Source organism: Mesorhizobium sp. NZP2077, from assembly GCF_013170805.1.
GTDB lineage: Bacteria > Pseudomonadota > Alphaproteobacteria > Rhizobiales > Rhizobiaceae > Mesorhizobium.
This window is the reverse complement of sequence record NZ_CP051293.1, coordinates 498,318-516,598: the sequence shown is the minus strand read 5'-3', so window position 1 is coordinate 516,598 and position 18,281 is coordinate 498,318. Positions and strand designations below refer to the sequence as shown.

At 62.4% G+C, this 18,281-nt stretch carries 22 protein-coding genes; 12 read left to right on the top strand and 10 right to left on the bottom strand.

The genetic code is table 11. From position 1 onward, the window contains the following. Positions 1 to 98: 98 nt before the first annotated feature. The 5 genes from HGP13_RS02360 to HGP13_RS02340 form a co-directional block, all read right to left on the bottom strand. Positions 99 to 866, bottom strand: coding sequence for an ATP-binding cassette domain-containing protein (locus HGP13_RS02360; protein WP_027040720.1), 768 nt, complete (start codon positions 864 to 866; stop codon positions 99 to 101). A gap of 2 nt (positions 867 to 868) precedes the next feature. Further along, on the bottom strand, positions 869 to 1,945 hold the full coding sequence (locus tag HGP13_RS02355) for an ABC transporter permease (protein WP_172220978.1): 1,077 nt from the start codon (positions 1,943 to 1,945) through the stop codon (positions 869 to 871). A 115-nt stretch (positions 1,946 to 2,060) separates the two neighbouring features. Further along, entirely contained in the window at positions 2,061 to 3,002 is a 942-nt protein-coding gene (locus HGP13_RS02350) for a sugar ABC transporter substrate-binding protein (RefSeq protein WP_172220975.1), read from the bottom strand. 352 nt (positions 3,003 to 3,354) lie between these two features. After that, positions 3,355 to 4,146 carry a hypothetical protein gene (locus HGP13_RS02345; RefSeq protein WP_172220972.1) on the bottom strand — a complete coding sequence of 264 codons (792 nt, stop codon included), beginning with the start codon at positions 4,144 to 4,146 and terminating at the stop codon, positions 3,355 to 3,357. Positions 4,147 to 4,217: 71 nt separating this feature from the next. Further along, positions 4,218 to 5,249, bottom strand: a complete 1,032-nt coding sequence (locus HGP13_RS02340) for a LacI family DNA-binding transcriptional regulator (protein WP_172220969.1) — start codon at positions 5,247 to 5,249, stop codon at positions 4,218 to 4,220. Between the two features lie 169 nt (positions 5,250 to 5,418). Between HGP13_RS02340 and HGP13_RS02335 the strand changes: the two genes are divergently transcribed. The 3 genes from HGP13_RS02335 to HGP13_RS02325 are packed head-to-tail and all read left to right on the top strand — an operon-like array spanning position 5,419 to position 8,090. Continuing rightward, the gene (locus HGP13_RS02335; RefSeq protein ID WP_172220966.1) at positions 5,419 to 6,510 is read left to right on the top strand and encodes a fatty acid desaturase family protein; all 1,092 of its coding nucleotides are present in this window, start codon (positions 5,419 to 5,421) and stop codon (positions 6,508 to 6,510) included. Positions 6,511 to 6,540: 30 nt separating this feature from the next. After that, a complete protein-coding gene (locus HGP13_RS02330; RefSeq protein WP_172220963.1) occupies positions 6,541 to 6,855 on the top strand; it encodes a MocE family 2Fe-2S type ferredoxin in 315 nt (104 codons plus the stop codon). Continuing rightward, the gene (locus tag HGP13_RS02325) at positions 6,852 to 8,090 is read left to right on the top strand and encodes an FAD-dependent oxidoreductase (protein ID WP_172220960.1); all 1,239 of its coding nucleotides are present in this window, start codon (positions 6,852 to 6,854) and stop codon (positions 8,088 to 8,090) included. Before HGP13_RS02330 ends, HGP13_RS02325 begins: the two co-directional genes overlap by 4 nt. A gap of 14 nt (positions 8,091 to 8,104) precedes the next feature. On the opposite strand, the gene HGP13_RS02320 is transcribed toward HGP13_RS02325, so the two are convergent. The 5 genes from HGP13_RS02320 to hslV all read right to left on the bottom strand — a co-directional run bounded on the left by HGP13_RS02320 (position 8,105) and on the right by hslV (position 12,282). After that, positions 8,105 to 9,064, bottom strand: coding sequence for a DUF1402 family protein (locus tag HGP13_RS02320; protein ID WP_172220957.1), 960 nt, complete (start codon positions 9,062 to 9,064; stop codon positions 8,105 to 8,107). Positions 9,065 to 9,297: 233 nt separating this feature from the next. Beyond that, positions 9,298 to 10,611, bottom strand: a complete 1,314-nt coding sequence (gene hslU, locus HGP13_RS02315; protein WP_172220954.1) for an ATP-dependent protease ATPase subunit HslU — start codon at positions 10,609 to 10,611, stop codon at positions 9,298 to 9,300. Between the two features lie 4 nt (positions 10,612 to 10,615). Continuing rightward, the gene (locus tag HGP13_RS02310; protein ID WP_172220951.1) at positions 10,616 to 11,215 is read right to left on the bottom strand and encodes a DUF2585 domain-containing protein; all 600 of its coding nucleotides are present in this window, start codon (positions 11,213 to 11,215) and stop codon (positions 10,616 to 10,618) included. A gap of 4 nt (positions 11,216 to 11,219) precedes the next feature. Beyond that, positions 11,220 to 11,741 carry a GNAT family N-acetyltransferase gene (locus HGP13_RS02305; RefSeq protein ID WP_172220948.1) on the bottom strand — a complete coding sequence of 174 codons (522 nt, stop codon included), beginning with the start codon at positions 11,739 to 11,741 and terminating at the stop codon, positions 11,220 to 11,222. Next, entirely contained in the window at positions 11,731 to 12,282 is a 552-nt protein-coding gene (gene hslV, locus HGP13_RS02300) for an ATP-dependent protease subunit HslV (RefSeq protein WP_172220945.1), read from the bottom strand. Before hslV ends, HGP13_RS02305 begins: the two co-directional genes overlap by 11 nt. A gap of 224 nt (positions 12,283 to 12,506) precedes the next feature. Between hslV and hisB the strand changes: the two genes are divergently transcribed. The 9 genes from hisB to coaA are packed head-to-tail and all read left to right on the top strand — an operon-like array spanning position 12,507 to position 18,252. Continuing rightward, complete coding sequence (hisB, locus tag HGP13_RS02295; protein ID WP_172220942.1) at positions 12,507 to 13,106, top strand: imidazoleglycerol-phosphate dehydratase HisB; 600 nt, start codon at positions 12,507 to 12,509, stop codon at positions 13,104 to 13,106. A 4-nt stretch (positions 13,107 to 13,110) separates the two neighbouring features. Next, the gene (locus tag HGP13_RS02290) at positions 13,111 to 13,587 is read left to right on the top strand and encodes a DUF2628 domain-containing protein (protein ID WP_172220939.1); all 477 of its coding nucleotides are present in this window, start codon (positions 13,111 to 13,113) and stop codon (positions 13,585 to 13,587) included. 1 nt (position 13,588) lies between these two features. Further along, positions 13,589 to 14,239 (top strand): imidazole glycerol phosphate synthase subunit HisH, encoded by a 651-nt coding sequence (gene hisH / locus HGP13_RS02285; RefSeq protein WP_172220936.1) that lies wholly within the window; start codon positions 13,589 to 13,591, stop codon positions 14,237 to 14,239. 6 nt (positions 14,240 to 14,245) lie between these two features. After that, positions 14,246 to 14,536, top strand: coding sequence for a DUF1330 domain-containing protein (locus HGP13_RS02280; protein WP_172220933.1), 291 nt, complete (start codon positions 14,246 to 14,248; stop codon positions 14,534 to 14,536). 1 nt (position 14,537) lies between these two features. After that, positions 14,538 to 15,287 carry a 1-(5-phosphoribosyl)-5-[(5-phosphoribosylamino)methylideneamino]imidazole-4-carboxamide isomerase gene (gene hisA, locus HGP13_RS02275; RefSeq protein WP_172220931.1) on the top strand — a complete coding sequence of 250 codons (750 nt, stop codon included), beginning with the start codon at positions 14,538 to 14,540 and terminating at the stop codon, positions 15,285 to 15,287. Beyond that, positions 15,284 to 16,120: an arginase family protein gene (locus tag HGP13_RS02270; RefSeq protein WP_172220929.1), complete on the top strand. Its 837-nt coding sequence runs from the start codon at positions 15,284 to 15,286 to the stop codon at positions 16,118 to 16,120. Before hisA ends, HGP13_RS02270 begins: the two co-directional genes overlap by 4 nt. Beyond that, positions 16,117 to 16,911 carry an imidazole glycerol phosphate synthase subunit HisF gene (gene hisF, locus HGP13_RS02265; protein ID WP_172234590.1) on the top strand — a complete coding sequence of 265 codons (795 nt, stop codon included), beginning with the start codon at positions 16,117 to 16,119 and terminating at the stop codon, positions 16,909 to 16,911. The genes HGP13_RS02270 and hisF overlap by 4 nt, the downstream gene beginning before the upstream one ends. Positions 16,912 to 16,944: 33 nt before the next feature. Beyond that, positions 16,945 to 17,268, top strand: coding sequence for a phosphoribosyl-ATP diphosphatase (locus tag HGP13_RS02260; protein WP_172220927.1), 324 nt, complete (start codon positions 16,945 to 16,947; stop codon positions 17,266 to 17,268). 24 nt (positions 17,269 to 17,292) lie between these two features. Then, complete coding sequence (coaA, locus tag HGP13_RS02255; RefSeq protein ID WP_172220925.1) at positions 17,293 to 18,252, top strand: type I pantothenate kinase; 960 nt, start codon at positions 17,293 to 17,295, stop codon at positions 18,250 to 18,252. The last annotated feature ends 29 nt before the right edge of the window (positions 18,253 to 18,281 follow it).

Genomic DNA, 18,281 nt, shown 5'->3' with positions numbered 1-18,281 from the left:
AGAGAGTTGTGTCCGCACCTTCCCCTCCGGGAAAGGTGGCTGGGGTATTTTCTTGGCGCGGCAGATCGTCCCGGAGCAGGGTGACCAGCCGGCCGGCCTCAAGCCGCGAGTTCCGCCTCTCCGGTCTTGGCGCCGGTGATGTAGGAGACGATATCCTGGCCGTCGGTGTTCTCCTTGCGCAGATTGGCGACGATGCGGCCGCGCCGGAAGACGACGATGCGATCGCAAAGGTCGAACACCTGGCGCATATTGTGGCTGATCAGGATCAGCGGCTCGCCATTGTCTTTCAGTGTGCGGATGATGTTTTCGACCTGCGCCGTCTCCTGCACGCCGAGCGCCGCCGTCGGCTCGTCCATGATGATCAGCTTGGAGGCGAAGGTTGCCGTCCTGGCGATCGCCACGCACTGCCGCTGGCCGCCCGACATGTGACGGATGGTGTTGGACAGGTTGGGGATCTTCACCGCCGTGCGGATCAGCGCCGCTTCGGTCGCCTTGCGCATGTATTTGCGGTCGAGGATCGAGAATGGGCCGAGATTGAACAGCACCTTTTCGCGGCCGAGGAACAGGTTCGACGGCACGTCGAGGTCGTCGGCCAGCGCCAGGTTCTGGAACACGGTCTCGATGCCCGCCGTGCGGGCCTCGATAGGCCCGGCAAAATTCACTTCCTTGCCGTCAAACCAGATCTGGCCGCTCGTGCGTTGTTCGACAGCGGTGATCTGGCGCACGAAGGTCGATTTGCCGGCACCGTTGTCGCCCATGATGGCGACATGCTCGCCCTTGCGCAGCTCGAAGTTGGCGCCTTCCAGCGCATGCACGCCGCCATAGCGCTTGGTCAGGTTTTCGGTCTTCAGGACAATGTCTGACATGGTCAAGCCCTCAATGCCCGCAGGCGTTGGCGCCACTGGTCGAGAACGACGGCGCCGACAATGATCACGCCCTTGACCATCTCCTGGTAGTAGGCGTCGAGGCGCAGGAAGGTGAAGCCGGAGATGATGACGCCGAAGATCAGCGAGCCGATCACCGTGCCGACGATCGAGCCGCGGCCGCCCGACAGCGAGACGCCGCCGATGACCGCCATGGCGATGGCGTCGAGTTCATACATCACGCCCATGCCGGATTGCGCGGTGAGATTCTTGGAAGAGAGCACCACCGCGGCAAGCGCGGCGAGTATGCCGGCGATGACGTAGACGAGGATCTTGTGATTGGCGATCTTGATGCCGGACATGCGCGCGGCATCCTCGTTGGAGCCGATCGCGTAACAATGCTTGCCGTACCTGGTGTAGGTCATGATCAGCTGGAACAGGATCGCCAGCGACAGAAAGATGATGACGGGCATCAGGCCTTTGCCGATCGCAGCGAAACCGTCGGTGGGAAACGAGATAGGCTGGCCCTTCGACCACCATTTGGCAATGCCGCGCGCGGTCACCATCATGCCGAGCGTGGCGATGAACGGCGGAATGCGCGTGTAGGCAATCAAGGCGCCGTTGACCAGGCCGGCGAACAGGCCGCAGCCGATCGCCACCAGCACCGGCACGATGACCGGCAGGTCGGTCCAGCCTTGCGCCAGGAACATCGCCTTGGGGTTGGGATTGCCGTTGACGGTCGCCACCTGGGCGAAACTCATGGCGATCATCGCGGTGGCGCCGACGATGGAGCCGGAGGATAGGTCGATGCCGCCGCAAATGATCACCTGCGTGACGCCGATAGCGATGATGCCGACGATCGACACTTGCAGGATGATGATCTGCAGGCGCGCCTCGTTGAAGATGCCGGAGACGTCGCTGCGGGTGTTGAACAGGAAGGAGTCGCCGAGAAAGAGGCGGCCGATGACTTCGAAGATGACGACGAGGATGACGAGCGCCAGGAAAACGTTGAACTCGGCCGGCCATGTCCGCTTCTTTGCGTCATAGCTGACCCCGCCGACGCCATGGGATGTCTGTGACAAGTTTTCTGTCCTCCGTCAGCTGCACTCACCCTCGCCGCCTTACCGGCGTCGAGGGAAACAGGAGCGGCGCTGACTTTCTGTCGAGAGCGCCGCTCTGTATCGAACCGTTCGCTACTCAGTTCTTCTTCAGGAACTTGGCGATGTTCGCCGGTGTGACCAGTTGGAAGGGAATGTAGACCTTGTGGTCGACCTTCTCGCCCTTGGCCAGCTTGAGCGCTGCATCCAGAGCGCCCGCGCCTTGGCCGGCCGCGTCCTGGAACACGGTCGCGTCAAGATCGCCCGCTTGCATTGCCACCAGCGCGTCCTGGGTGGCGTCGACACCGCCGACGACAACAGTCTTCATGTCGATGTTGGCGGCCTTCATCGCCTGGATGGCGCCGATGGCGCTTTCGTCATTGTTGGCGATAACGCCATCGAACTTCTTGCCCGTCGACAGCCAGTTGGTCATCAGGTTCTGCGCTTCGTCGCGGTTCCAGTTCGACGTCTGCTTGTCGATGATCTTGATGAAGCTGCAATCCGGCGTGGCGATCACCTCTTCGATGTCCTTGGTGCGCTGCACGGCTGCCTGATTGGAAAGCTCGCCCATGATCACATAGACATTGGCTTCCTTCTTGCCGGCTTCCTTGAACAGGCGGCAGACTTCCTTGGTCTCGAGCGTGCCGGAATCGGCTTCGTTCGAGGCGACGAAGGCCTGGTTGGCCGGCAGCGTGTCGACATTGACCGGTTGGCGATTGACGTAGACCAGCGGGATCTTGGCGGCAGCGGCAGCGTCCGACATCGCCTGCGTGGCCGAAGTGTCGACCGGATTGACGATGATCGCGTCGACGCCCGAAGCGGCGAAATTCTTGATCTGGTCGAGTTGCTTGGCAACGTCGTTCTGCGCGTCTTCGACCTGCAGCTCAACGCCGCTTATGCCCTTGGCCTGCGCGATCATGCCGTTGCGCAGCACGGTGAGGAAGTTGTCGTCGAACTTGGCCATCGACACGCCGATCTTGGCGGCCATGGCCGATGAACTCATCAGCGCCGCGAAAGCGACGCCCAAAAGCAGTTTCTTCATTGTATTTCTCCTCCACTTTTGGTGTCCGGTTGCACCGATCGATCCGGAATCCCCGATCTCCCCGGGGAATCTCTCCCTGATGCCGTCTCGTTCCGCATTCCCTGCATTTGCTGGAACGCCAACCCTCTGCTTAAAACAGGTGTTACGGAACGAAAGGACCAAAATGTACAGTCGGTGAAATATTTATTCCATTTCGCCACGAGGCGTCAAGGGCGATTCCAAAACCGGAGGCGCGATTTTGGCCGATGCCGGGGAAACGACGTCGAGGCGGGTGAGCAAGTATGTGCCTTGCCAGTGCCGGCCCAAGCCGAGGCAAGTCTGGGAAAATCAGCGACGGGACAGTGCGCGTGGCCTAGAAGTGCCAGATATCCCGTTGCATCAACAGGTCCAGCGGCGCCCGCCAAACCCGATAACGCCCCGCCTGCTCGATCTGCTCAGACACGCCAAGGCTGCTGGTCTGCTCGAAAAAGGCATCAATTCTCTGTCGAGCAAAAAGCTTGCGCCCCCGGGTCGTGTAGTTGCGGATGGGCAGATGATGAGGTGTGATTGAGCGACCCTCCTGCGAGAGCGCAATGCCTGTACAAAACTGCTCTGGAGTGTGAACCCCGACAAAGTCCCGCACCTTCATGACGGTGGAGTATGCCCGCTCTAGCGCCGGAATGTTGTCATGGTGAACGCCAAGAACGCCGCTCGCCCACATCGTCTCATCACCTGTGATCTCCTGGCCCTGAAGAGCAATGCCTTTGCCGCGGAGGCCTCGATATTCTTGCTTCGGACGCCCCTCACGCTTGTACATGATCGAGGTCGTAGGGGAGATGCGGCGGAAACAGCCTGAGATATCGCCTACCGGATATATGTCCGTATCCAGGACAAACAGCCGCTCGCAACGCTGCAGTAATTTGATAATGCCGGCAGCCTTGATGCCAAACATGTACCGATCGCCAAAAGACATATCGGCCATGTCTTTGGCGGTAAGCTCGATCGCTTCGATTGGATAGCCGTCGAAAACGCCCGGCCGGTCGGTCAGGACTGAAATTCTGGCTCCGGGCGTATAATGCAACAGTCGAAGGGCGCTGAAGAGCGCCCCGCGAGCATAGAGCTCGTCCTTGCCGAACGCGATGTACCCGAACCTGTCCTCACCCATCAGCGGTCTATATTGGCGGCCGGATTCTGCGTCAACTCAACTGGGCGATGCCTGACGGCGCAAGAGCATCGTTAGATATTCTCGGGCAGATAGATGTCGAACGGCAGAAAGGTCTGGCCAGGCGCGTTCGCGGCACCTGTCTCGATGGCATGCGCCATCAGGTCGACCAGTTCGCGGCAAAGGGCCGCCAGCGGCGTGGAAATCACCATCGTCAGGATGTTATCGGCCAGCGCCGAGCGCGACACCGCCGTGATCTCGTTGCAGATAACCGCCGGCATCTCGGCCGGCTTGGCTTGCCGCAGAGCCGCGACCGCGCCTTCCATGCCGCCGCCGGCGACGTAACAGCCGACCAGATCCGGATGGCGATCAAGAAGCTCGAGCAACGTGTCTTGCGTGATCTGGTTGGCCTCGAGATTGACCAGCGTTTCCAGCAAGGTGAAGTCCGGTGCCTGTTCGCGAAAGAAGGAGCGAAAGCCGATCTCGCGCAGCTCGTGCCCGTGGAAACGGTGACTGCCGACGAACAGCGCGACCTTGCCAGGCCGTTTCGCCGCCTTCGAGATCATCCAGGCCGCGGTACGGCCGACCTTGCGGTTGTCGAGGCCGACATAGCCTTCGCGAATGCCGGCGGCAAAGTCGGACAGCAGGGAAAACACCGGCAGCCCTTTTCCTTTCATCTCCTCGACCGCGACCGTCAGTGTCGGGTGATCCGGCCCGACCAGCGCCACGGCCCGGCACTTGGTCGCCAGTTTGCGCGCGCGCTCGACGATCTCGTCGGGCGCCAGCGAGTCGGCAAAATCGATGATGGCGACGCCGCGAAAGCGGGGCGATCGCGTCATGGCCAGTTCAAGCTCACGGGCGAACTCGCTGTAGAAGACATAATTGCCCCGCAGCAGCAGGAAGCCGAGCCGATACTCGGGCAATTCATGGCGCATCCGCTGCTTGATCAGCCCTGCGGCGTGGTAGCCGATCTCGGTCGCTGCCTCGTAGACGCGGCGCGCCGTGTCCTGGCGCACCGGCAGGCGGCTGTTGAGCACGCGGTCCACCGTGGCAACACTGACGCCGGAGATGCGCGCCAGATCTGATATGGTCGGCCGTTTCGCCATGCTCGCCTCAATGCAGTGTTCGAGCGTTCCTACATCATTCTGATAGGAAATGATAGAAACTATCTTTGTGATGTTGAGTCTATCATTCGCTTGCGCTATTTCTGGAGCCTCAAGGTAAAGGGCTGGCGGGCATTTGCTCTGGCTGATGCTCTTGCCGAGGGAGGCAATCATGTCCACAACGCCGTCCCGGCGTGACTACAGCCTGACCGGCCGCGACGCCAAGCTCGCCGTGGAGAACGGCCTGTCGGCGGCTGAGTGGTATCACACCGACATTCCCCGCAAGCAGATGAAGGAGCTGATGCAGCGCTCCGACGGACCGGCGATCCGCGACACGGCGATCTGGATTGCCGCGCTGGTCGTCAGCGGCGCCGGTGGCGCCTTGTTGTGGGGCAGCTGGTGGTGCGTGCCGTTCTTCTTCGTCTATGGCGTTCTCTACGGCTCCTCCACCGATTCACGCTGGCACGAATGCGGCCACGGCACGGCGTTCCGGACGCAATGGATGAATGATGCGGTCTATCAGATCGCCTGCTTCATGATCATGCGCAATCCGGTGACCTGGCGCTGGAGCCATACGCGCCATCACACCGACACCATCATCGTCGGCCGCGACCCGGAAATCTCGGTCATGCGGCCGCCGGACCTGGCTCGCGCCGCCCTCGGCTTCGTCGGCGTGCTCGATGCCTGGCATGCGATGTCGGACATGCTGCGCAACGCCGTCGGCAACATCAGCCCGGCCGAAAAGACCTTCATTCCCGAGCAGGAACAGCCCAAGGCGATCCGCATTGCCCGCATCTGGACCGCAATCTATGCCGCAACCATCGCGCTGGCGCTGTACTTCGGTTCATTCCTGCCGCTGATGCTGGTCGGCCTGCCCCGTCTCTATGGCGCCTGGCATCACGTCATGGTCGGCCTGCTGCAGCATGGTGGTCTGGCCGACAATGTCCTCGACCATCGGCTGAACAGCCGCACCGTCTACATGAACCCGATCAGCCGCTTCATCTACTGGAACATGAACTATCATGTGGAACATCACATGTTCCCGATGGTGCCCTATCACGCGCTGCCGAAGCTGCATGCGCTGATCAAGCATGATTTGCCGGCGCCGACGCCGTCGATCCTGGCCGGCTACCGCGAGATGATCCCGGCCTTCCTGCGCCAGCTGCGCAACGAGGACTATTTCCTCAAGCGCGAACTGCCGCCGACCGCCAGGCCGTACCGCGAGGAATTCCATGGCGATGCCGTTGCCGCTGCGGCGGAATGATCGTGCCATACTGATTTATGGGAGGACTGAATGAGCGACTGGGTCGAGGCCTGTGCTGCCGATGACATCGATGACGAAGACGTGATGCGCTTCGATCATGGCGGGCGCACCTTCGCCATCTATCGCAGCCCCGACGACGAATTTTTCGCCACGGACGGACTCTGCACGCATGAGAAGGTGCATCTCGCCGACGGTCTGGTGATGGACGACATTATCGAATGCCCCAAGCACAATGGCCGCTTCAACTACAAGACGGGTGATGCCCGCGGCGCACCGGTCTGCGTCAATCTGAAAACTTATCCCGTCAAGGTCGATGCCGGCAAAGTCCTGATTCAGATCGGATGACTGAGATGGCGCGCGGCATGGTCATCATCGGCGCCGGCGAATGCGGCGGGCGAGCGGCACTCACGCTGCGTGATCTCGGCTATGACGGGCCGGTGACGCTGGTCGGCGACGAGCCGCATCTGCCCTACGAGCGACCGCCGCTGTCCAAGGACGCGATGATCAGCGACGCGCCTGAAATCAAGGCGATCGCCAGCGACGCGATCCTGGCCGAGAAATCGATCCGGCATATCCATTCCATCCAGGCCGTGGCGATCGATCGCGCGGTGCATAGGGTGCGCCTGGCGGATGGTTCGGTGCTTGCCTACGACAAGCTGCTGCTGGCCACCGGCTCGGCCCCGCGCAAGCTGCCGATGCCGGGTCTTGGCGCGCGCTGCGTCTATCTCAGGACCTTTGCCGATGCGCTGGCAATCCGCGCCCATCTCGGCCCCGGCAACCGCATTGCCGTCATCGGGGGCGGCTTCATCGGTCTCGAACTCGCCGCCGCGGCCCGCAAGCTCGGCGCTGCGGTCACCGTCATCGAGGCGCAGCCGCGCATCCTGATGCGCGGCGTGCCGGCCGAGATCGCCGAAGTCATCCATCAGGCGCATGTCGCCGAAGGCGTCGACATAGTGTGCGGCCAAGGCATTGCCACCATCGCCGACGACGGCAGCCAAGTGCGCATAGCGCTTTCCGGCGGGCGCGAAATATCAGCCGACTTTGCCATTATCGGCATTGGCGCCGTGCCGGTGACCGGGCTGGCGGCCGAAGCCGGCCTGACCATCGACAACGGCATCGCTGTCGATGCCGAGCTGCGCAGCAGCGATCCCGACATTTTTGCCGCCGGCGACTGCTGTTCGTTCCCGCTTGCCGTCTATGGCGGACGCCGCGTGCGGCTGGAGGCCTGGCGCAATGCGCAGGAACAGGGCGCGCTGGCGGCGAAAAACATGCTCGGCGCCGCCGAGGCGCATGCCGCGGTGCCGTGGTTCTGGTCGGATCAGTATGGGTTGAGCCTCCAGATCGCCGGACTCTCGGACGAAGGCCGCGGCACCGTGCGCCGCGATCTCGGCGACGGCGCTTTCATCCTCTTCCATCTGGCCGAGGACGGCAGGCTCGTGGCGGCCAGCGGCATCGGTCCCGGCAATGCGGTCGCGCGCGACACCCGGCTGGCCGAAATGCTGATCGGCAAGCGGGCCAAGCCGGCGCCGGAGGCGCTGGGATCACAGGCCGTCAAGCTGAAGTCGTTGCTGGCGGCCTGAAGCCGATCTGAGTCCTAAAATAGCGCCTTGAGCTCCGGCAGCTTGTCGTTGACCAGCCAGCCGTAATAATTCTCTTCCGGCAGTTTGGCCTGTTCGCCGGCGGCGCGGCGCTTGTCGTTCTCCGCTTTCAGCGCATAGGCGCGCTGTTCCGGATTGCCGACATTGTAGAGGGTGGCGGTCAGTCCGGGATTGCCGGAAATGTCGAAGCCGGCAATGCTCTTGTAGGCATCGATCGATTTCCGGATCGTCGCGGCGACATAGGGCAAGGTCAGGTCCGGATCCATGATGGTCTTGTAGACCGAATTGGGGTCGCCGACATCGAGCTTCGGCAGGCCCGACACCTTGTGCACGAGATCGCTCATCTGCAGGGCGGTGAGCGGGTTCAACTGGCCAAGCCCAAAAGTCTGACCGGCATAGTAAGGCTGGAAGAAGGTGGCGCCGAAACGGTCGTCGGGGAAGTCCTCGCCGCCAACATTCTTGCCGCGAAACGCATGGTTCCACACCTGCTCGCGGCATTCCCACAGATCGTAACTGTCGGACATTGCTGCGCATTTCTTGAATTCCGGGCGCTGCACGAAATCGGTGATGTCCTCGCCGTCATAGGCGAAGGACAGCTTGCTGGAGAGATAGGAGATCGCCTTGACGTAGTAGGTCTGCAGCCGGTCATAGGCGTCGACATTGTAGGTGTGCTCGCCGACGATGGCGCCGACAATGTGCATCGGATCGATGCCGTAGGCGGCGGCAGCCTTCTTGATCTTGCCGCGCAGATCGGTGTCGTTCTGCAGCAAGGCATAGACCTTGCGGTATTTCGCCTGGAAGGTGGTGTTGGTCGCCTGCGTGCGCCGGCTCGAAGCGCCTGGAATGTCGGGCTGCTCGGCGTTTCGGTTCCCCGCCGGCACCAATGTCGCCGCATCGGCGGCGAACAGCGTCGCCGCCAGCGTCAAGCCGAGAATGACCAGGATCAGTTTTTTCATGCGCCGCCGCCCAAGCAATTTCAGGAAAAGTATGAAACGGATTTCCGTCCGGAAGTGCGTCAAACCAGAGATCGAGAATTGCCGCGCAAACTAGGGTAGTGCTCAGGGTTGAGTCGAGAGCGCCCCTTAGCCCACCAAGACGAAAGGTGGCCAGATGGTACTATCTGGCCACACATGCTTGTTCTGCCGGAAGTCGTTGCCTGAACCGGCGCCGGACCAGCCGGCGCCGTTGTTTAAAGGATAAATCGCGACAAATCTGTGTTTCGCGACAGATCGCCGACGTGCTTTTCCACATAGGCTGCGTCGATGGTGACCGATGTGCCGTTGCGGTCGGGCGCATCATACGAAATCTCGTCCAGCACCCGCTCCATCACCGTCTGCAGCCGCCTGGCGCCGATGTTCTCGACGCTGGCATTGAGGTCGACGGCAATGCCGGCCAGCGAATCGATGGCGTCGTCGGTGAAGGTCAGGTCGACGCCTTCGGTCTTCATCAGCGCGATGTACTGCTTGATCAGGCTGGCTTCCGTCTCGGTCAGGATGCGGACGAAATCGTCCTTCTCCAACGCGCGCAACTCGACGCGGATAGGCAGGCGGCCCTGCAATTCCGGCAGCAGGTCGGACGGCTTCGAGACATGGAAGGCGCCGGAAGCGATGAACAGGATGTGATCCGTCTTCAACGGCCCGTATTTGGTCGCCACCGTGGTGCCCTCGATCAGCGGCAGCAGGTCGCGCTGCACGCCTTCGCGAGAGACGCCGGCGCCCATGCCGCCTTCGCGCGACGCGATCTTGTCGATCTCGTCGAGGAAGACGATGCCGTCATTCTCCGTCGCATCGAGTGCCCGCCGCACCACTTCGTCCTGGTCGAGCAGCTTGTCGGACTCGTCATTGACCAGCAGCGCGTAGGATTCCTTGACGGTCGTCTTGCGCGACTTGGTTTTCTTGCCACCCATCGCCTTCGACAGCATGTCGTTGATGTTTAGCACACCGATATTGGCGCCCGGCATGCCGGGAATCTCGAATCCGGGCATACCGCCAGTGCCGGTGTCGGCCACTTCGATCTCGATCTCCTTGTCATCGAGTTCGCCGTCGCGCAGCTTCTTGCGGAAACTGTCGCGCGTCGCCGGGCTTGCCGTCTTGCCGACCAGTGCTTCCAGCACGCGTTCCTCGGCGTTGACGTGGGCGCGCGCCTTGACGTCCTCGCGCATCTTTTCGCGCACCAGGCCAATGGCGATCTCGACCAGGTCGCGGATGATCTGCTCGACGTCACGGCCGACATAGCCGACCTCGGTGAACTTGGTCGCCTCGACCTTGACGAAAGGCGCACCGGCCAGACGCGCCAGGCGGCGCGAGATCTCGGTCTTGCCGACGCCCGTCGGCCCGATCATCAGGATGTTCTTCGGCATCACCTCTTCGCGCATCTGGCCTTCCAGCTGCTGGCGGCGCCAGCGGTTGCGCAAGGCGATGGCCACGGCGCGCTTGGCGTCCTTCTGGCCGATGATGAAGCGGTCGAGTTCCGAAACGATTTCGCGGGGAGAAAAGGTGCTCATATCACTAAATTCCACTTTGCCACTGCTTGATGGCCTCGAACGGATGCAGCAGCATGATCACGTTGAGTGTCAGATTGTCCCGGATAAGATAGCCGGTACCCAGTTCGAAAAGGATGGCGAGGCTGACGATCACCCATATAGGTAGCCTGCGCGCCATCACAAATCCCAGCACCATGGCCAGTGTGTCGGACACCGAATTGATGATGCTGTCGCCGTAATAGTCGAGCGAGATGGTACCGGCGCGGTAGCGGTCGATGATGAAGGGACTGTTCTCGAGCAACTCCCAGCCGCCCTCGATGAGAACGGCGAAAGCCAGCCGCAAGCCGATCGGCGAACGCGGGAACAGGAACCTTGTTAGCGCATAGAACAGGAAGCCATGGATGATGTGCGAGAAGGTGTACCAGTCGGTAATGTGTTGGGAATTCTCCGAACTGTTCACCACGCCATGCCAGAGTTTCACATAGCCGCAGGTGCAGATCGGTGTCCGGCCCATGCCATAGAGAGCCCCGGCCTGGAAGATGAGCAGGCCAAGGACGAGCAGAAGACCCATGCGCCAGCTGTCTTCATAGGCCGAATAGCCATCGTCCGCGCCTAGCTTGCTCATCTGGTTATTCCCCAATTTGCCCATCGTCGGCATCGATCGCCATCAGCACGACGTCGCCATGTCTGGATTGCCTGCGATCAATGGCCCGGAATCCGGCCTTTTCATAGGCGCGAATAGCCCTGAGATTGGCCGGATCGGGGTCGATGATGACGCGGGGCACACCTTCGTCGAACAGATCTTCGACGAACTGGCGCACGATTGCCGAACCGTGTCCGATGCCGAGCAGTTCCGGCCGGCCGATCGACAAATCGATGCCAAGCGTGCCGAAGGGCTGGTCGGCATAGGGGTGGTCGTCTTCCAGATGGGGGTCGTAGCTCTGCAGATAGGCGATCGGCTTGCCGTCGAGTTCGACGATCAGCGGCTCGACCGAAATCGAGTCGATATGAGCGCGAATCTCGGCGATTTCCGTCTCCGGATCGTCCCACCATTCGGCCACATGCGGCTCGGCGAGCCAGCCGGCGATCATCGGCAGGTCTTTTTCAGTGACCGGCCGAAAATCATAGAGCACCACCTTCTCAGGCGGCATCGAGCGTTTCGATGACGAAATTGTTGTTGGTGTAGACGCAGATATCGGACGCGATCTGCATCGCCTTGCGGGCGATCTCCTCGGCATCCTTGTCGGTGTCCATCAGCGCGCGCGCAGCCGCCAGCGCGTAATTGCCGCCCGAACCGATGGCCATGACGCCAAATTCGGGTTCGAGCACGTCGCCATTGCCGGTCAGCGCCAGCGAGACCGACTTGTCGGCGACCAGCATCATGGCTTCCAGCCGGCGCAGATAGCGGTCGGTGCGCCAGTCCTTGGCAAGCTCGACGCAGGCGCGCGTCAACTGATCGGGATATTGTTCGAGCTTGGCTTCCAGCCGTTCCAGCAGCGTGAAGGCGTCGGCGGTGGCGCCGGCGAAACCGGCGATCACATTGCCGCCCTTGCCGATACGGCGCACCTTGCGGGCATTGCCCTTCATGATGGTCTGGCCAAGGCTGACCTGGCCGTCGCCGGCGATCACCACCTTGTTGCCCTTGCGCACCGTCACGATGGTCGTGGCGTGCATGGTCAGTTCATTTGACATTCCTGGCTCCGATTCGCGCGATCCCGAAGAGGCGATTGGCGCGGTACGAGTAACTTCGATCGGCCATATGTATGCACGGGACCAATGATTGCAAACCGCTCGATAGCGGCCGGGATGGCAACTGGCAATCGCCGGATCATGCTGCTAGAAGGCTTTCGTTTTCAAGCCGGTGAATGCTCGAAGCTCGTCTCTCGAGCTTTGAACCCTGAGACAAGGACAAGGTCATGGCGCCCCGTTCCGCCGAAGCCAGCCGCAAGACCAAGGAAACCGACATCTCGGTGTCGATTCATGTCGACGGTTCGGGCAAATCCGATATCGCCACGGGTGTCGGCTTCTTCGACCACATGCTGGACCAGCTTTCGCGTCATTCGCTGATCGACATGACGGTCAGGGCGAAGGGCGACCTGCACATAGACGATCACCACACGGTCGAGGACACCGGCATCGCGCTCGGCCAGGCGCTGACCAAGGCGCTGGGCGAACGGCGCGGCATCATGCGCTATGCCTCGATCGACCTCGCGATGGACGAGACGCTGACGCGCGCGGCGATCGACGTGTCCGGCCGGCCATTCCTGGTCTGGAACGTATCCTTCTCGTCGCCCAAAATCGGCACCTTTGACACCGAACTGGTGCGTGAATTCTTCCAGGCGCTGGCCCAAAATGCCGGCATCACGCTGCATGTCACCAACCATTATGGCGCCAACAACCACCATATCGCCGAGACCTGCTTCAAAGCGGTGGCGCGCGCGCTTCGCGCGGCACTCGAGCACGACCCGCGCCAGCCGGACGCGGTTCCCTCCACCAAGGGTTCGCTGAAGGGGTAACGCCATGGCCGCCTATGTCGTGATGGAACCGCCCGGCCGTAGCGAAAAGGTCGACACAACGACTTTTGTCCGCGACGGCTTCACTTGGATCGGCCTGCTGGTGCCGCCGCTATGGTTCGCCTGGCACCGGTTGTGGATCGAAGCCGGGATCGCCTTCGTCGTCATGGGCGCGCTTTCGATGCTTGGCCAAAACCTTGGCCTTGGATTGGCCGGTTCGCTGCTGTCGCTGTTGGTTTCGCTTTATGTCGGCCTGGAAGGGCAGGGGTTGCGCATCGCGGCCCTTCGTCGGCGTGGCTGGCACGAATGGGGCGTGGTTCAGGCCGGTACGCTTGACGACGCCGACATGCGCTATGCCCTCGACGTCGAGGCGCATGCGGAGGAAGCCGCACCGGTGCCGCGCATCGTTCCCGATGCAGCCCTGGCCCGCCCGGCGCAGCCCGGCATGGCGCTGGGCCTGACCCACATCCCGGGACGGCCCTGACATGCGGGTAGCAATCATCGATTACGGCTCGGGCAATCTGCGCTCGGCCACCAAGGCCTTCGAGCGCGCCGCACGCGAAGCCGGCATATCGGCTGAGATCGACCTGACGGCCGATGCCGACCGGGTGCGCACGGCCGATCGCATCGTCCTGCCCGGCGTCGGCGCCTATGCCGACTGCGCGGCCGGCCTGCGTGCCGTCGACGGTATTTGGGAGGCGGTCGAGGACGTCGCCATCGCCAAGGGCCGGCCCTTTCTCGGCATCTGCGTTGGCATGCAGCTGATGTCCGAGCGCGGTCTGGAGAAGACCGTCACCAACGGCTTTGGCTGGATATCGGGCGACGTCAAGGAGATCACGCCGGCCGATCCGGCGCTGAAGATCCCGCAGATCGGCTGGAACACGATCGAGCTTCGGCGTGAGCACCCGCTGTTTGCCGGCATTCCAACTGGCGCGGCGGGGTTGCACGCCTACTTCGTCCATTCCTACCATCTCGACGCGAGGAAGCCGGACGAGGTTCTGGCGGTCGCCGACTATGGCGGCCCGGTGACGGCCACCGTCGCCCGCGACAATCTCGTCGGCACGCAGTTCCATCCCGAAAAGAGCCAAGCTCTGGGCCTGGCGCTGATCACCAATTTCCTTCGCTGGAGGCCCTGACGAACCATGAGCAAGAAGGGCTACTGGGTGGTCATGCTGACGGTGACCGACGCGGAGGGTTACCAGCGCTATCGTGAGGCCATTGGCGATGCCATCTCGCACTTTGGCGGCCGCTACCTTGTGCGCGGCGGACAGGTCACAAACCCCGAAGGATCCGATTTTGGCAGGCATGTGGTGGTCGAGTTCGACTCCTATGAAACAGCCCTCAACTGCTATCGGTCGCAGGGTTACCAGACGGCGTTGCAGCATCGAGTGGCGGCTTCAACCGGTCATTTTGCGACCGTGGAAGGTGCCTAGAATGATCCTTTTTCCTGCCATCGACCTCAAGGACGGCCAATGCGTGCGCCTGAAGCACGGCGACATGGCGACGGCGACCATCTACAACGATGATCCCGCCGCGCAGGCAAAAGCCTTCGAGGACCAGGGCTTCGAGTGGCTGCACGTCGTCGACCTCAACGGTGCCTTCAAGGGCCAGAGCGTCAACAGCGCCGCGGTAGGCGCCATCCTCAAGGCGACGAAGAACCCGGTGCAGCTCGGCGGCGGCATCCGCACGCTGGAACAGATCGAGGACTGGCTCGACCGTGGCCTCGCCCGCGTCATCCTCGGCACGGTGGCGGTGCGCGATCCCGATCTGGTCAAGCAGGCCTGCAAGGCTTTCCCGGGCAAGGTGGCCGTCGGCATCGACGCCAAGGGCGGCAAGGTGGCGGTCGAGGGCTGGGCCGAGGCATCGAGCCTCGGCGTCATCGAACTGGCGAGGAAATTCGAGGGCGCGGGCGTCGCGGCCATCATCTACACCGATATCGACCGCGACGGCGTGCTGACCGGCATCAACTGGCATGCCACCATCGACCTCGCCGAGGCCGTATCGATCCCGGTCATCGCCTCGGGCGGCCTAGCCTCGATCGCCGACATCGTGCGCATGACCATGCCCGACGCACAAAAGCTCGAAGGCGCCATCTCGGGCCGCGCGCTCTACGACGGCCGCATCGATCCGGCCGAGGCGCTGGCGATCCTGCAGGGCCGGCCGGTGGCGGAGGCGAGATCGTGAAAATCACCATCGTCCTCGCCTCCTATGACAGCGGCCACTATCACGGCGGCATGGGCCAGGGTGCGGATGCGCTGATCGCAGGCGGTCTCGTCGACGCCCTGACCATGGCCGGCCACGATGTCGCGGTCGAAGATATCGGTAGGGTCGGCCCCGACCAGGAGCGCGAGATCGCCACTGGCTTTGCCGTCTGCAACGCCGTCTCGGGCGAGGTCCGCATCGCCATCGACAGGGGGCGGTTTCCCATCGTGCTGGCCGGAAACTGCCTGACATCAGCCGGCGCGGTCGCCGGCGAGGGCGCCGATGCGATCATCTGGGCCGACCAGCATGGCGATCTCAATACGCCCGAGACATCGGTATATGGCTTTCTCGACGGCATGGCGCTGGCGACCGTGCTTGGCCTGTGCTGGCGCCCGATGGCAGGGGCCATTCCCGGCTTCAAGCCGATCGATCCTTCGCGTTGCGTGCTCATCAACGCCCGCGATCTCGATCCGGCGGAGGAACAGCTTCTCAAGACCTTGCCGATCATCCGCACGGAATGTCCCGGCGTGGGATCAGCAACCGAAAAGCTGAAAGCCGTAGGTGCGAAAAGCGTCCATATGCATCTCGATCTCGACGTGCACGACCCCAAGGAGTTGCAGGCCAACCGCTACGCCACGTCAGGCGGGCCGAGCCCCGAACAATTGCGCGACGCGGCCTGTGCCATGGCGCTTGCGGTGCCGGTTGTAGGCATCACCGTTTCCGCTTACGATCCGGCCTTCGACGGGCGGTCCGACGTGCCGCCGCTGGTTGGCCAGCTGCTCAACGATCTCATCGCCACGATAGAGGGCCGCTGATGCTGAAAGCCCGCGTCATCCCGTGCCTCGACGTCAAGGACGGCCGTGTCGTCAAGGGCGTCAACTTCGTCGATCTCATCGACGCCGGCGATCCGGTCGAGGCGGCCAAGGCCTATGACGCCGCCGGTGCCGACGAGCTCTGCTTCCTCGACATCACGGCCTCGTCCGACAACCGTGAAACCATCTTCGATGTCATCGCCCGCACCGCCGAACAATGTTTCATGCCGCTGACCGTCGGCGGCGGCGTGCGCCAGGTCGCCGACATCAGGAAGCTGCTTCTGGCCGGCGCCGACAAGGTGTCGATCAACACGGCGGCGGTGAAAAATCCGGATTTCGTCGCCGAAGCAGCTGACAAGTTCGGCAATCAATGCATCGTCGTCGCCATCGACGCCAAGAAGGTCTCCGGCGCCGGCGAAGCCGACCGCTGGGAGATATTCACCCATGGCGGGCGCGAGAAGACCGGCATCGACGCGGTCGAATTCGCGCGTCAAATGGTAGATCGCGGCGCCGGCGAGATCCTTTTGACCTCGATGGACCGCGACGGCACCAAGGCCGGCTACGACATCGCGCTGACGCGCGCGATCGCTGACGCGGTGCGCGCCCCGGTCATCGCTTCGGGCGGCGTCGGCACGCTGGATCACCTTGTCGAAGGCATTCGCGACGGCCATGCCGGCGCCGTGCTGGCGGCATCGATCTTCCATTTCGGCACTTACACCATAGCGCAGGCCAAGGCGCATATGGCCGAGGCCGGTCTGCCGATGCGGCTGGACTCCTCGGTCGTTCGGCCCTAGAGGCTTCCCGGCTAACAAAGGCTCTCAGGCTCCATGGCTGAATTTTCGTTCTCCGATCTGGAGACAATCATCAGGGACCGCGCCAACTCCGGCGATCCGGATTCATGGACGGCCAAACTGTTTTCGCGCGGCATCGACAAGGCGGCGCAAAAACTTGGCGAAGAAGCCGTCGAAACGGTGATTGCCGCCGTCAAGGGCGACACACAGGGCCTCGTTTCCGAAAGCGCCGATCTTATATATCATTGGCTCGTCGTTCTCGGCCTCTCGGGTGTGCCGTTGGGCGACGTGCTCAAGGAGCTCGAAAGCCGCACCGGGCGTTCGGGCATCGCCGAGAAAGCGTCACGGCCCAAGGGCTGACCGCGAGGGAGGGCAGGTATCTCGATGGATCAGCTCGCGCCAACCGAGAAATATTCCCCCTTTCGTTTCTTTTCGGCCGAGCAATGGTCGCGATTCCGTGCCGACACGCCGCTGACGCTGAGCGAGGATGAATTCCGCCGCCTGCGTTCGCTCAACGACCCGGTCGACCTCGAAGAGGTCAAGCGCATCTATCTGTCGCTGTCCCGCCTTCTATCCGCCCATGTCGAGGCGAGCCAGCTTCTGTTTAGGCAGCGTCAGGCCTTCTTCAACGCCGCCGATATCGTCAAGACGCCGTTCATCATCGGCATCGCCGGTTCGGTCGCGGTCGGCAAGTCGACCACGGCCCGCGTGCTGAAGGAGTTGCTGGCGCGCTGGCCGTCGAGCCCCAAGGTCGATCTCATCACCACCGACGGTTTCCTACTGCCCAACGAGGTGCTGCGGCGCGAAAACCTGATGGAACGCAAGGGCTTCCCCGACAGCTATGACGTCGGCGCGCTGCTGCGTTTCCTCTCGGGCATCAAGTCGGCGCTGCCCGATGTCCGCGCGCCGGTCTATTCGCATCTCACCTATGACGTCATTCCCGGCGAGTTCGTCACCATCGACCGGCCCGATATCCTGATCTTCGAAGGCATCAATGTCCTGCAGCCGGGCAAGCTGCCACAGGACGGCAAGATCGTGCCCTTCCTGTCCGACTTCTTCGACTTCGCCATCTACATCGATGCCGACGAGAAGCTGATCCACCAGTGGTACATCTCGCGTTTCATGCGGCTGCGCGAGACCGCTTTCCGCAATCCGGACTCCTTCTTCCACCGCTATTCGCAGCTATCGGAGGATTCGGCGCGCGCCATAGCCGAAGGCCTGTGGACCAACATCAACCTGAAGAATTTACGCGAGAACATCCTGCCGACGCGCGCCCGCGCCGACCTCATCTTGCGCAAGGGCGCCGATCATCTGATCGAGGAAGTGGCGCTGCGCAAACTATAGCGGATACCGATGTGGCGGGCCCGTCACCG

What these genes read in the sequence shown, in the direction of transcription:
- HGP13_RS02360 (WP_027040720.1), bottom strand. Translation starts at nt 866, where the DNA reads ATGTCAGACATTGTCCTGAAGACCGAAAACCTGACCAAGCGCTATGGC.
- HGP13_RS02350 (WP_172220975.1), bottom strand. Translation starts at nt 3,002, where the DNA reads ATGAAGAAACTGCTTTTGGGCGTCGCTTTCGCGGCGCTGATGAGTTCA.
- HGP13_RS02345 (WP_172220972.1), bottom strand. Translation starts at nt 4,146, where the DNA reads ATGGGTGAGGACAGGTTCGGGTACATCGCGTTCGGCAAGGACGAGCTC.
- HGP13_RS02340 (WP_172220969.1), bottom strand. Translation starts at nt 5,249, where the DNA reads ATGGCGAAACGGCCGACCATATCAGATCTGGCGCGCATCTCCGGCGTC.
- HGP13_RS02335 (WP_172220966.1), top strand. Translation starts at nt 5,419, where the DNA reads ATGTCCACAACGCCGTCCCGGCGTGACTACAGCCTGACCGGCCGCGAC.
- HGP13_RS02330 (WP_172220963.1), top strand. Translation starts at nt 6,541, where the DNA reads ATGAGCGACTGGGTCGAGGCCTGTGCTGCCGATGACATCGATGACGAA.
- HGP13_RS02325 (WP_172220960.1), top strand. Translation starts at nt 6,852, where the DNA reads ATGACTGAGATGGCGCGCGGCATGGTCATCATCGGCGCCGGCGAATGC.
- HGP13_RS02320 (WP_172220957.1), bottom strand. Translation starts at nt 9,064, where the DNA reads ATGAAAAAACTGATCCTGGTCATTCTCGGCTTGACGCTGGCGGCGACG.
- hslU (WP_172220954.1), bottom strand. Translation starts at nt 10,611, where the DNA reads ATGAGCACCTTTTCTCCCCGCGAAATCGTTTCGGAACTCGACCGCTTC.
- HGP13_RS02310 (WP_172220951.1), bottom strand. Translation starts at nt 11,215, where the DNA reads ATGAGCAAGCTAGGCGCGGACGATGGCTATTCGGCCTATGAAGACAGC.
- HGP13_RS02305 (WP_172220948.1), bottom strand. Translation starts at nt 11,741, where the DNA reads ATGCCGCCTGAGAAGGTGGTGCTCTATGATTTTCGGCCGGTCACTGAA.
- hslV (WP_172220945.1), bottom strand. Translation starts at nt 12,282, where the DNA reads ATGTCAAATGAACTGACCATGCACGCCACGACCATCGTGACGGTGCGC.
- hisB (WP_172220942.1), top strand. Translation starts at nt 12,507, where the DNA reads ATGGCGCCCCGTTCCGCCGAAGCCAGCCGCAAGACCAAGGAAACCGAC.
- HGP13_RS02290 (WP_172220939.1), top strand. Translation starts at nt 13,111, where the DNA reads ATGGCCGCCTATGTCGTGATGGAACCGCCCGGCCGTAGCGAAAAGGTC.
- hisH (WP_172220936.1), top strand. Translation starts at nt 13,589, where the DNA reads ATGCGGGTAGCAATCATCGATTACGGCTCGGGCAATCTGCGCTCGGCC.
- HGP13_RS02280 (WP_172220933.1), top strand. Translation starts at nt 14,246, where the DNA reads ATGAGCAAGAAGGGCTACTGGGTGGTCATGCTGACGGTGACCGACGCG.
- hisA (WP_172220931.1), top strand. Translation starts at nt 14,538, where the DNA reads ATGATCCTTTTTCCTGCCATCGACCTCAAGGACGGCCAATGCGTGCGC.
- HGP13_RS02260 (WP_172220927.1), top strand. Translation starts at nt 16,945, where the DNA reads ATGGCTGAATTTTCGTTCTCCGATCTGGAGACAATCATCAGGGACCGC.
- coaA (WP_172220925.1), top strand. Translation starts at nt 17,293, where the DNA reads ATGGATCAGCTCGCGCCAACCGAGAAATATTCCCCCTTTCGTTTCTTT.